The following is an 11,573-nucleotide window of genomic DNA, read 5'->3' as shown; positions in this document are numbered from 1 at the left end:
GGACCTACCACCGGCGGCGCAGACAAGCCTCACTCGGCCGCCTGACCCCCATCGAATTCGAGACCGTCATGACCACACCGGCCCTCCAGGCCGCGTGACCGCACCTGTCACCCGAACCTGCATCAGACCCCTTGCCCCTGAAGAAGTCCGGGCTTGCGCTGGGGTGACCTGCGCGGAGTGCTGGTGTGAGTCGTCCGCGGCCGTCACAGTGGGGGTGGGCCTTGGCGGGCGGGGGTGGTGGCGATGTTGCGTGTGTCCGGGCCACAGGACGCGTGGTGGGAGGTGCTGCCGGAGCAAGCGCGGCAGCTGCCCGTCGAGCTGGCCGAGATCGACGCGTACCTGGATGACGAGCGGTTCATCGCTCCGTGGCGGGCGGTGTTCGCCGAACGGCTGGGGCGGCCGTCGGTCCCGGTCGAGACGCTGCTGCGGCTGCTGTACCTCAAGCACCGCTACCAGCTCGGCTACGAGACGCTCTGTCGTGAGGTGGCGGACTCGCTGAGCTGGCGGCGGTTCTGCCGCATCCCGCTGGCCTCCCCGGTGCCGCACCCGACCACGCTGGTCAAACTCGTGCGCCGCAGCGGCCCCCAGATCATCGAGCAGCTCAACGCCGCGCTGCTGGGCAAGCTGGTGGAGGAGAAACTGCTGCGGTGCCGCAAACTGCGTATCGACACCACCGTGATCGAGGCCGACATCGACCATCCCACGGACGCCGACCTGCTGGAGCACGGAGTGCGCAAGCTGGGCAGGCTGGTGCACCGGATCAAGGCCGCCGGTGCCGCCGGGCGCACTCCTTTCCGGGACCGCAGCCGGTCAGCAGGCCGCCGCTTGAAGCAGATCTCCCGCACTCTGCGGCGGCGCACCGGCCGGGCCCTGGGCGAGATCGACCGGCTCACCGGCGAGGTCGCCGCCATCGCCCGTGCGACGCTGCGGGACGTGGCCTCCGTGGAGCGCAACGCGCGGCGCGCGCTGCGCGGGCGGCCCTCGGGGCGGCTGGCGCATCTGGTCGGTAAGCTGGCCGGGACGGTGGCGGGCACCCGGCGCTTGCTGGAGCAGACCGCGTTACGGCTGGCGGGGATCCGCACGATCCCCGACCGGCTGGTGTCGTTGGCCGACCCCGATGCCCGGCCGATCCGCAAGGGCAAGCCCCAGCACCCCACCCAGTTCGGCTACACCGCGCTGGTGGCCGAAGACGAAGACGGCTTCGTCGTCGACCACCAGGTCAACCGCGGAAACCCGGCCGATGCCCCGCAACTGGTGCCCTCGGTCGAGCGGGTGACCACGCTGACCGGCCGCGTTCCGGCAACTGTGGTCGCCGACCGCGGCTTCGGCACCGCGGGCAACGACCGGGCCCTGGCCGAACTCGGGGTCCGGCGCATCGGCCTCCAACGCACCGGAACCCCGGGAAAAGCCCGCCAGGAGTACGAACGCAGCCGCCCGTTCCGACGGATGCGCAACTGGAGAGTCGGCATCGAAGCCCGCATCAGCCACCTCAAGCGCACCTTCGGATTCCGCCGCACCCGCCTCCGCCGCCTCGCCGGCGCACAGACCTGGGCCGGACTCGGGATCTTCGCCTACAACCTCCACCGGATGACCGTCCTCAGCCGGTGAACAAGGAAGGGCAACCCAGCCCCGCCCGGGACCAGGTGTCAGCAACAGCCCGCCCACCAGGCCAAATCCTTTTTCAGGGGCAAGTAGCTAGACGCGGTCCTGGAAGACGGTGTACCAGGGGTACGTGCCCACCACGGCGCCGTCGGCCGTCACGGCCTCCAGCGTGTAGAAGTATGTGTTCCCCTTCGTCGCCGTGGCGTCCTCCCACGTCCGGGCGTCCGGCGGGAGCAGTCCGTCGTGCTGGGGCTCGTACGCCTTGGTCGCCGGGTTCCACCGGCTCATGCGGTAGCCGGTGACCGTGGCGCAGCGGGCCGTGTCGGTGCACTGCCAGTCGACGGACGGACGAGTGGCCGTCCGGTTGTGGCCCAGGCTGCCGAGGCTCCAGTCCCGGGTGACGGTCACGGACGGCCGGACGTCGAGCTCGGTGGCCTCGACCACGGTGACCTTCGGGTCGCTCGGGTGCAGCGTGTTGCCCCAGTGGTCCTTGGCCATCACCGCGTACACGTGCGTCTCGGCGTCCGGCAGGTTGCCGCAGAGGATCGCGAGCCAGTTGCTCGTGCCATCCGAGCAGGTGTCGGGGCCGAGCCACTTGACCGTGCCGTCGGCCTGCCGGACGCCCTTCCACACCACGTACTCGTCGATGTCGTCCTCGGGCGAGGCGGCCCAGCTCACCAGCATGCCGTCGTTGCGCGGGGTGACCTTCACGCCGGTGACCGGGCCGGGCGCCACGGTGTCGCCGGTGCGGACGACGACCGGCGCGGAGTACGCCGACTCGTTGCCGTACGGGTCCACCGCCGTGACGGCGTACGTCACGTACGTGTTCGCGGGCATGTCCACGTCGTAGCAGTTGCCGCCGTTGCCCGCCTCGTGGCTCTCCTCCGCGACGCAGGTCACCTGGGTGCGCGCGGTCGGGTCGAACGTCTTGCCGGGCGAGCGGTACACGCGGTAGTGCCCGCCGTTGTCCCAGTCCTCGTAGAAACTGTCGGGCTGGCTCCAGTGCACGTTGGTGTAGCCGGGACGGGCGCCGGCGGTGACGCCGGTCGGGGACTTCGGTGGCATCCGGTCGATGCCGTCGCTGGTGACCGTCGCGTACGCCCCCGGGTTGCCGGCTGCGTCGAGGGCCCGGACCCGGTAGTACGTGTTCGTGTTCACGGCGCCGCTGGTCCGGTACGACGTCGTGGTCGTCGTACCGCGCAGCTCGAACGGTCCGGCAGCCGCGGACGAGGCGTACACCTCGTACTTCGCCGTGTCGGCGACTCCCTGCCAGTTCAGGGTGTCAAACCACCCGTCGCCAGTGGCGACCGTGAGACCGGTGGGGGCGGCCGGCCCGGTGCGGTCGACGGTCGTCGCCGTCACGTCCGGGCTGCCGGTGGACTCGCGGCCGGCCTTGTCGACGGCGCGGACCTCGTACAGGAAGGTCTGGCCGGTTGCGGGCGGGGCGTCGACGAAGGACCGGGTGGTCAGCAGGGACGTCCCGCTGACCTTGGCCCAACTGGTGGCGCTCAGCCGGCGGTACACGCGGTACCCGGCGAGGTCCATCTCCTTGTTGGCGGTCCAGCGCAGGGTGGTCTTGGCCGTCGCCCAGTCGTACGTGGCGGTGAGGCCGGTCGGGGCGAGCGGCTTGACCGTGTCGACGGCGGCCTCGGTGCGCGGGGCGTACGTGAAGGCGGCGTTGGCGACGCCGGTCCATGCGACGTAGTCCACGCGGAGCGTGTGCTTGCCGGCCGGGATGGTCAGGTCGACGGTCTTGCGGGCGGTGGTGGAGACGTTCTTCCACAGGTCGATCTTCCGCACACCGTCGACGTAGACGCGCATGCCGTCCTGCGTGGCGGCGGAGAGCCGGAAGGGGCCGCCGGAGCCGAAGTCCCGGGTGAGGGACCAGCGGACGGAGAAGTCGTCCTTGGGCAGCGTGACGCCGGCCGGGTCGCCGTACCCGTAGTTCTCGCTGATGGCGGTGTCGCAGGCGGTGAGCTTCGGCGTGCCACTGAAGGTGGAGTTGCCGAAGTACTGCGCCCTCCAGACGGGAGAGGTGCAGGTGACCGCCGCGGAGGCGGGGGCGGCGGTGATCAGGCCGCCGGTGGTGGCGAGCGCCGCCGTCGCCACCAGCGCGGACAGCCGGGTACGAGTCATCACAGAGAGTGGGCCCCTTCTGGACCAAGGGAAAGCATGTGAAACGGGCGACGCCTGTGTGACTCATGAGGCGGGGGCAGGGTTGCCCCGCCCGCTCACCATTTTTCACGGACGTTCGCCATACGTCAGCCGTACCGGTGGACGTCAATGGAAAGCGCTGACCTGCCGAGATGCCGGACAGACAACGGGCATCCGGAGCCGCTGCTGTACAGCAGCGAATTACAGCAACCACACCAACCGGCCTTGTCGGTAGCGTCTTCCCAGGGCCGAAGCACGACCGGTATGACCTTCGCTGACCGATCTCTGTAGGGCTACGGATCAGAAGCCCGAGTACAAGGGCCTGCCCGTCAGGGCAGGCCCTTCGGCCGCTCCGGCAACCATCCGATGAGACCTACCCGTCGACGTGCTCGGACCACCAGCCTCGGTCGGCTTGCCACTCTTGGAACCATGCGACGAAGTCGGCCTCAGGCTCGCTTTCCTCTCCCGCGTCCGCGTACGGAGCCGCACATCCATCCCCTAGCCACCAGACCCGGCCCCGCTGAGACCCCGTGACCACGAGCACCCAGAACTCGCAGTCACGGTTGCCACCCAAGAAGGACCGAGCCGTTCTGACAGATGACGTGGAGTAGAGGTGAGTGCTCATCGTCGTCGTAGTAGTCGTACTCCCACTGCCACTCCTCCACCAGCGCGAACGGCTCGGTGAACTTGCGTTCAGCCGTTCCATCGAATGGTCCGGGGCTGAGCCAACAATCGGCCTTCCAGCTCTGCCAGTTCTCAGGCAGTCTTCAGGCTTTTCAGCGCGCACGGGATCGTGGGTCTGAGTCGACAGGGATACGCCAACCGCTCGGTGATCGACAACGCCATGCGGCTCACCGAAGCGGGCGATGGGTACCTCGCGTCACTGTGACTCCGAGCATCGCTTGGATCGGCAGGCGGCCCGCCAGACGGGGCCAGTCCCAAGCGGTTGGTCACCGGGGCGACGTTCCGCACCAGCGCGCCCTCACCCTCGCAGCATGATCCGCCGGGCGGGTTCATCGGTCTCGACGCTGCCCGCCGCCCTCGGCCGTACGCCTGAGCCGCCGGTGAAGTCGGTGAAGTCGGTGAAGTCGGTGAAGTCGGTGAAGTCGGTGATGAGGAACGACACCGACACAGCCCCGAGGTGCTGCTTCGGCTCCTCACTGGTCGATGACGCCCAGGACTCCACCAGAGCCCCCTCGCCCACCAGTCTCGCTGACCATGTGACGTCGGGGCCCCGAGTCATGTGCTGGGGGCTGCCTCCGGCCGCGGTCATGTGGCTGCCAGGAGGATGGCCGTGTAATGCGCGGTGAAGGCGGCGATGGTGAGGGTGTGGAAGACCTCGTGGAAGCCGAACCAGGCCGGTGAGGGGTCGGGGCGCTTGAGGCCGTAGACGACGGCGCCCGCGGTGTAGAGCAGACCGCCGACGATGACGAGTACGACGACCGCGGTGCCGCCGGTGCGTGCGAAGTCGGGCAGGTTGAAGACGGCGACCCAGCCCAGCGCGATGTAGCACGGGGTGTACAGCCACCGGGGAGCCCCGATCCACAGGATGCGGAAGGCGATGCCGGCCAGGGCACCCGCCCACACCACGGCCAGCAGCACCCGCTGCTGACCCGCGGGCAGCAGCAGTACCGCCAGCGGGGTGTAGGTGCCGGCGATGATCAGGAAGATGTTCGCGTGGTCCAGCCGCCGCAGGACCGCCTCCCCTCGCGGACCCCACGTTCCGCGGTGGTAGACCCCGCTGGTGCCGAACAGCAGACAGGCCGACAGCGCGTACACCGAGCAGGCCGCCACTGCCGCCGCCGAGCGCGAGACGGCGATCAGGACGATGCCGCCGACCAGAGCCAGGGGGAACACGCCGGCGTGCAGCCAGCCGCGCATTCTCGGCTTCAGCGCAGCCGCCACACGCTCCGCCCCGCCTTCCAGGCCTGCGGCAGCCTGCCGGCCGGTTGGGCCGGCAGGCGCATCGACCGCGGGGGTGCGCAGGGCGTCGGGAGTGGTGCCGGGGCGAGGCTGCGGATCGCGTCCGTGTGGCGGCGGCTGAGTGTCTTCGGCGATCATGCGCTCGTATTCTGAAATCGACGGATCAGTGCGGCCTGGCCCCTCGCTGCGGACTGCGGGTCAGCTGCCGACCGTGTGCCGGGAGGCGGCGCGGCGGTACTCGGCGTTGATGCGCTGGGCTTCTTCGAGCTGGTCTTCGAGGATGATGATGCGGCAGGCCGCCTCTATGGGGGTGCCGTGGTCGACGAGTTCCCGGGCGCGGGCGGCGATCCGCAGCTGGTAGCGGGAGTAGCGGCGATGTCCGCCCTCGGAGCGGAGCGGGGTGATGAGGCGGGCTTCGCCGAGGGCGCGCAGGAAGGTGGGTGTGGTGCCGAGCATCTCGGCAGCTCGACCCATCGTGTAGGCGGGGTAATCGTCGTCGTCGAGACGGCCGAAGGAATCGTCTGCTGTCATCTCACCTCTCTGTGGAACGCGTTGAGGGGCCCTGGTGCCGTACGGCACCAGGGCCCCGAAGGAACTGCTACACCATCTGCCGGCCCTGGTACTGCGCCGGCCTTCTGTGTCCTCGACCGAGACGCTGTCGGGGACGCGGGGATCGCGGTTGCTCGACCGGAGACCACCTCACTATCGATGTCCTGCGGTACCCGGGCTCAACACGTCCGCCCGGGCGATCCTGATGGCGCTCGGCTCCTCCGTTCTTCCCTCTGAACCAATCACTTGCCAAACGGGTACTGCGTACTGCTTGCACTGCCGATACTGCGAACTGCTGGTGGCCTCGCGAAGCGCCACTCTCCGGCAGCCAGCCCCGTCGCCCGTCCTGCGTCCGCTCTGGCTTGGAACCCCACTGCCGAACCTCCCGGTGCGCGCGCCCGCAGCCGACGCCTTCACCGAGGTACTGCCCACTGACTCACTGCTGGGTACTGCGAACTTCACTCACAGGTACTGCCACTGCGGTACTGCTCATGGCGGCCCCTGATCACCGCGGGCCACCCGGTCCGGTCGTCAGCCCCGTCGCCGTCCTGCGACAACCCTGGCTTCGGAACTCCACCACCGCACCGTCCTGCGAACTGCAACTACGTACTGCTGCCCGGCAGTTCGTGTCTGCCGGGCCCTTCTGTCTCTCTGGGCTACGAGAGAAACCATAACCATGGGACCACCCAATGTCTACTCCAGCCACTATAGATTTCCGCGTGTTCGACGGTGAGGTAATCCGCCTCGAACGGCGATGGAGGACTGGGCGCAGACGATGAGAGACCGGGGTGACCTGATGGGCACGATGGGCGGCAACGTCGCAACCGCCCGCCTCGCCACACCCGTCGCGGGCGCGCGCGACAGAGCCCGGCACTTCCTCGAAGATCTCGTACCGGCGACTGCGGTCGAGGCTGCCGACACCGTGGGGTCCTGGTCGTTCGGAGCTCGCCGCCAACGCCCTGCATCACGGTGGCGGCGCACCCCACCCTGGACCTGAGCGAGTACGCCGGAAGCCGGTGTGCGGTGGCGATCGCATACGGGCGCCTGCCCCGCCCGTCCATCAGCACACTCCCCCGCCGGGATCGTCGGCCGGCACGATCGCCGTGGTGATCCGTTTGCCCACGGGTTCGCGGTGGACCGCGAAGCTCCGGCCGACCGCCATGACGATCTCCAGCCCGTGCCGGCCAATGCGCAACGGGTCGGGCGCGAGGATCGCCGGCGGCGTCGGGTTGCTGTCCCACACGGTCACCTCCACCAAGCCGCCGGTGAGTTCCAGCGTCAGCAGACACGGGCCGGGTGCGTACTTGCGGGCGTTGGTCACCAGTTCGCTGACCACGAGCTGAACCATGCCCATCGCGCGCCCGGACACCGGCAGCCCGTGCACGGCCTGGACATCGGTGAGGAAGCTGCGGGCCAGATCGCGGGCGCCGGCGATGTCCTCGCTGCCCTCGAACGCCCCGGACACCGATAGGAGGTTCTCCACCAGAGACTGCCCGCCCTCACTTCCCGCCGTCTGCACCATGCTGCCCCACCCCCCTCCCCTGTACCCGAACGTGCTGCGACCCGCCTACCCCCGAACCCTCACATGAGGCGTGCCGGGGCAGTCAGGAGGGTGACGTCTCCGGGGCTCCTTCATGTCCCGGCGCAAACAGGCTGAGGCATGTGTCACAGCCGTGCTGTGCCTGCCGCGTCAGCGGGAAAACGAGTCGGCAACCCAAAGGAGGCTGACGTGGCACGCGATCGGATCGAACTGGCTGAGGTGCTGGCAGCGGCGGAGGGCGCCGCGCCGGTGGCCTCCCTCGATGTCGTGGCGCGCAACCTGCGCGACCGGTTCGGCGCGCGGTACGTGTCGTTCCTGTTCGTCGACGTGGTCGGTCAGCGCCTGCTGCGGGTCAGCGAGGAGGCTGCTACGCGACAGGAGCGCCGCGCCGAACAGGTTCCCTTCGACGACAGCATCTACGACGAGGTCCTGCGCGCCCAGGAAGTGGTGCAGGCGCCGGAGGGCGAGCGCGGGCAGCGGGTGCTCGCCCCCGTCACCAACCGCGGCGACGCCGTCGGTGTCCTGGAGCTGTTCCTTCCCCAGGTCACACAGGATGTGCTGGAACAGGTGGAGGAGGCCGCGCACGCGCTGGCGTACATCATCATCACCGACCGCCGCTTCACCGACCTCTACCACTGGGGCAACCGCACCACCTCGGTCAGCCTGGCCGCGGAGATCCAGCGCCAGCTCCTGCCCTCGGCTCCTTCCTGCGAGGCCGCCGAGTTCGCCCTCGCCGGGGCGCTGGTCCCGGCCGCCGACATCGCCGGCGACACCTACGACTACGCCCTCGACCACGACACCCTGCACCTGTCCATCACCGACGCCATGGGCCACGACGTCGACGCCGCCCTCATGGCCACCCTCCTGGTCAACGCCTCCCGCGGCGCCCGCCGCGCCGGGACCGACCTCGCCGAACAGGCCCGCCGGACCCACCAGGCCCTCCTCGACCACGGCAGACGCACCTTCGCCACCGGCCAGCTGCTACGCATCGCCCTGGACGGGACCGGCGCCCAGCTCGTCAACGCCGGCCACCCCTGGCCCCTACGGCTGCGCGACGGCACGGTCGACGAACTGCGCCTCGCCGTGAACCTGCCCTTCGGCGTAGCCGCGCACAAGGACCCCTACAAGGTGCAGAACCTAGACCTGCGCCCCGGTGACCGCCTCGTGCTCTACACCGACGGCATGCAAGAGCGCCAAGCGCAGAAAGTCGACCTCCCCGGCCTCATCCGTGACACCGCCACCGAGCACCCGCGCGAGGTCGCGCGCAATCTGGCCACCACCGTCACCGACGCCTGCAACGGTCACCCGGAAGACGACGCCACCGTCCTGTGCCTGGACTGGCACGGCCCCCACGCCGCAGGCCGTCGAGCGAACGCCGGGACCGACACCTGACCCAGTCGCGAGGACGTCGCGGGTCCTGCGGTGAAGGCTGTCATCCCGGCCGGGTCAGTCCGGCCGGGTCGGTCCGACCGACGCACGGTACTTGCCGGAGCGTCCGCCGGCGCCGGAACTCATCACCGGCGCCCTGCTGGTGGAGAGCGTCTTCAGCTGCCGGGCATCGCGGCGGCCACGGTGGAGGCGGCCACCGCCGTCGACTTCCCGCTGCTCGCCGCCCTCACCACCCTGGCCATCGCCGCCGTTCTCGTCGGGAACCTGCTCGCGGACCTGCTCTACGGCCTCTTCGACCCGAGGGTGAGGTTCAGTGACATGTGAATCCCCCGCCGACCCTGGCCCTGGTATCGCCTCCCTGCCAAGACGGCCTGGCGGTCGTACGGGCACCAACCGCCGTTCCACCCGGGCGGTGCGACTTGTCACCCGTGCGTCGGTCGCAGCCGTCAGGGTCCAGATCTGCCTACGGCCGTCGCCCTGCACCCAGGAAGGAATCGCGCGGGAACCGCAAATGCCCCGCCCAGCTCCTCGCGGCGCTCCATGGCCACGTTCTCGCGCGCTCCGTTGAGGATGGTGCGCTCCTCCTCGTCGGCGTGGTGGGTGACGGCCCGCACGAGTTCTTCCAGCTTGCTTCTCGTCCCATTCCTGCGAGCCGACCTCGTCGCACCCCTGGAACCCGACGCGGGCCGTAGCGCTTGCCGACCGGCTCGCTCCCGCGGAAGGAGTACGCGTGAAGGCGAGGGGAAGGGGTATGCGCGGTGGCAGCGAGTTGAGGTGGGCCGGGGTCGGCAGGGCCGACAGGGGAGGGACACATGGTTACGGTTACGGCAGCGGTGACGGCGGACGCACACTGCGCTGCACTGCCGGAGGTGGCCGACCCGTCGAAGGTCGCTCCGAAGGACGCGCGTGAGCTCACCCGCCTGTTCTTCCAGCAGCTGGACCGGCTGGAGGAGGGCACGCCGGAGTACCAGGACGCGCGCAACACGTTGATCGAGATGAACATCTCCCTGGTGCGCTATGCGGCCTCCCGGTTCCGCAGCCGGGACCCGGAGGAGATGGAGGACATCGTCCAGGTCGGCGTGATCGGCCTGATCAAGGCCATCGACCGCTTCGAGCTGTCCCGCGAGGTGGAGTTCACCTCCTTCTCGATCCCCTACATCGTGGGCGAGATCAAGCGGTTCTTCCGTGACACCACCTGGGCCGTGCACGTTCCGCGCCGCCTCCAGGAGGCCCGCGTCCAGCTGGCGCGCGCCACCGAGGAACTGAGCAGCCGCCTGGGCCGCACCCCGACCGTTGCGGAGCTGGCCCAGCTGATGAACCTGGACGAGGAGGAGGTCATCGAGGCGCGGCTGGCCTCCAACGGCTACCGCTCCTCCTCCCTGGATGCCGCCATCGGCAACGGTGAGGACGGTGAAACCGCCCTGTCCGACTTCATCGGCAACGAGGACGGCGCGCTGGAACTGGTGGAGGACTTCCACGCCCTCGCGCCGATGATCGGCGACCTCGACGAGCGCTCGCGCAAGATCTTGCACTGGCGGTTCGTGGAGGAACTGACCCAGGCCCAGATCGGCGAACGGCTCGGCGTCTCCCAGATGCACGTCTCCCGACTGCTGTCACGCACCCTGGCCCAGCTCCGCGAGGGCATGCTCACCACCCACTGAACACCCCCGCATCACGCGGCGCATTCGCTGTCGGGACCGTCGACACCCGCGGCTTCGAGGAACACCACCAGGCCGTGGTCGCTGTGGGCGGTGCCGAGGATCTCGTCCCGGCCGTGCGAATGATCTCCGGGGAGGTCGAGGTCGTATCTCACCTCTCGATCGTCACCAGGCCGGCACCACCCGGAACGATCTCGTTGTGGAGGATCCGCTCGTAGGTGTCCAGCAGGACGCGGCTGGGTGTGACGCCGAGTTGGTCCACGAGCTCGCCCCGCACGTGATGGAAAACGCTCAGCGCCGCAGCCTGTTGACCGATTCCGGCGAGGGCGACCATCAGGCAGGCCTGGGCCTGGTCGTTGAGGGGGTCCCGTTGTACCAGGCTCTCGATCTGGTCGAGGGCCCGCCGGTACTGCCGCTGGGAGAAACAGGTCTTGGCGAACTCGACGACCACGGTCGCCCAGCGCCGGAGCAGGAACTCCAGCAGGGAACTGTCACGCAGGACGTCGAGGTCGCAGAGCGGATCCGCCTGCCAGAGGGCCAGGGCCTCCTCGTACAGGTCGGCCGACCCTTCGCAGTCACCCGTCTCACGGGCCTGACGCGCTTCCCTGTCCATCCCCTCGAAAGCGAGCAGGTCGATGTCGGCGTCGCCGCTCCGCAGGCTGTAGCTGTTGCCTCTGCGGACCAGTTCTATGCCGGCTTCCCTGTTCCGCCGCCCCTGGACACGAAGCAGAGGCCCCAGCCGCGTGGCGTACGTCTGG

10 protein-coding genes and 2 pseudogenes are annotated in these 11,573 nt (G+C 69.4%); 4 read left to right on the top strand and 8 right to left on the bottom strand.

What is annotated here, in order from left to right; all coding sequences use genetic code 11:
* The first annotated feature begins 243 nt into the window (after positions 1-243).
* Positions 244-1,608 carry an ISNCY family transposase gene (locus ABT147_RS20855; protein ID WP_351408177.1) on the top strand — a complete coding sequence of 455 codons (1,365 nt, stop codon included), beginning with the start codon at positions 244-246 and terminating at the stop codon, positions 1,606-1,608.
* Between the two features lie 87 nt (positions 1,609-1,695).
* Here ABT147_RS20855 and ABT147_RS20850 read toward each other — a convergent pair whose 3' ends face one another.
* The 5 genes from ABT147_RS20850 to ABT147_RS20830 all read right to left on the bottom strand — a co-directional run bounded on the left by ABT147_RS20850 (position 1,696) and on the right by ABT147_RS20830 (position 7,750).
* On the bottom strand, positions 1,696-3,738 hold the full coding sequence (locus ABT147_RS20850; RefSeq protein ID WP_351408175.1) for a PA14 domain-containing protein: 2,043 nt from the start codon (positions 3,736-3,738) through the stop codon (positions 1,696-1,698).
* Positions 3,739-4,738: 1,000 nt separating this feature from the next.
* Positions 4,739-4,942, bottom strand: a complete 204-nt coding sequence (locus ABT147_RS20845) for a hypothetical protein (protein WP_351408173.1) — start codon at positions 4,940-4,942, stop codon at positions 4,739-4,741.
* An 83-nt stretch (positions 4,943-5,025) separates the two neighbouring features.
* The gene (trhA, locus tag ABT147_RS20840; RefSeq protein WP_351408171.1) at positions 5,026-5,817 is read right to left on the bottom strand and encodes a PAQR family membrane homeostasis protein TrhA; all 792 of its coding nucleotides are present in this window, start codon (positions 5,815-5,817) and stop codon (positions 5,026-5,028) included.
* A 60-nt stretch (positions 5,818-5,877) separates the two neighbouring features.
* Entirely contained in the window at positions 5,878-6,210 is a 333-nt protein-coding gene (locus ABT147_RS20835) for a MerR family transcriptional regulator (RefSeq protein WP_351408169.1), read from the bottom strand.
* Between the two features lie 1,078 nt (positions 6,211-7,288).
* Positions 7,289-7,750, bottom strand: a complete 462-nt coding sequence (locus ABT147_RS20830; RefSeq protein ID WP_351408167.1) for an ATP-binding protein — start codon at positions 7,748-7,750, stop codon at positions 7,289-7,291.
* Between the two features lie 207 nt (positions 7,751-7,957).
* On the opposite strand from ABT147_RS20830, the gene ABT147_RS20825 reads away from it, so the two are divergent.
* Together ABT147_RS20825 and ABT147_RS20820 are read left to right on the top strand one after the other, a co-directional pair.
* Complete coding sequence (locus tag ABT147_RS20825) at positions 7,958-9,160, top strand: PP2C family protein-serine/threonine phosphatase (RefSeq protein WP_351408165.1); 1,203 nt, start codon at positions 7,958-7,960, stop codon at positions 9,158-9,160.
* Positions 9,161-9,272: 112 nt separating this feature from the next.
* A pseudogene (locus ABT147_RS20820) lies at positions 9,273-9,481 on the top strand (ABC transporter permease subunit); the annotation flags it as partial.
* A gap of 185 nt (positions 9,482-9,666) precedes the next feature.
* Here ABT147_RS20820 and ABT147_RS20815 read toward each other — a convergent pair.
* Positions 9,667-9,820, bottom strand: a pseudogene (locus ABT147_RS20815) (hemerythrin domain-containing protein); the annotation flags it as partial.
* Between the two features lie 149 nt (positions 9,821-9,969).
* Here ABT147_RS20815 and ABT147_RS20810 point away from each other — a divergent pair.
* A complete protein-coding gene (locus ABT147_RS20810; protein WP_351408163.1) occupies positions 9,970-10,818 on the top strand; it encodes an RNA polymerase sigma factor SigF in 849 nt (282 codons plus the stop codon).
* Between the two features lie 11 nt (positions 10,819-10,829).
* On the opposite strand, the gene ABT147_RS20805 is transcribed toward ABT147_RS20810, so the two are convergent.
* The gene (locus tag ABT147_RS20805; protein WP_351408161.1) at positions 10,830-10,970 is read right to left on the bottom strand and encodes a hypothetical protein; all 141 of its coding nucleotides are present in this window, start codon (positions 10,968-10,970) and stop codon (positions 10,830-10,832) included.
* Positions 10,967-11,446: an AfsR/SARP family transcriptional regulator gene (locus ABT147_RS20800; protein WP_351408202.1), complete on the bottom strand. Its 480-nt coding sequence runs from the start codon at positions 11,444-11,446 to the stop codon at positions 10,967-10,969. Before ABT147_RS20800 ends, ABT147_RS20805 begins: the two co-directional genes overlap by 4 nt.
* Between the last annotated feature and the right edge of the window lie 127 nt (positions 11,447-11,573).

This window comes from Streptomyces sp. NPDC001868 (assembly GCF_040297125.1).
Classification (GTDB): Bacteria; Actinomycetota; Actinomycetes; order Streptomycetales; family Streptomycetaceae; genus Streptomyces.
Note: the sequence above shows the minus strand (reverse complement) of the source record. Positions and strands in the feature narration are given on the sequence as shown.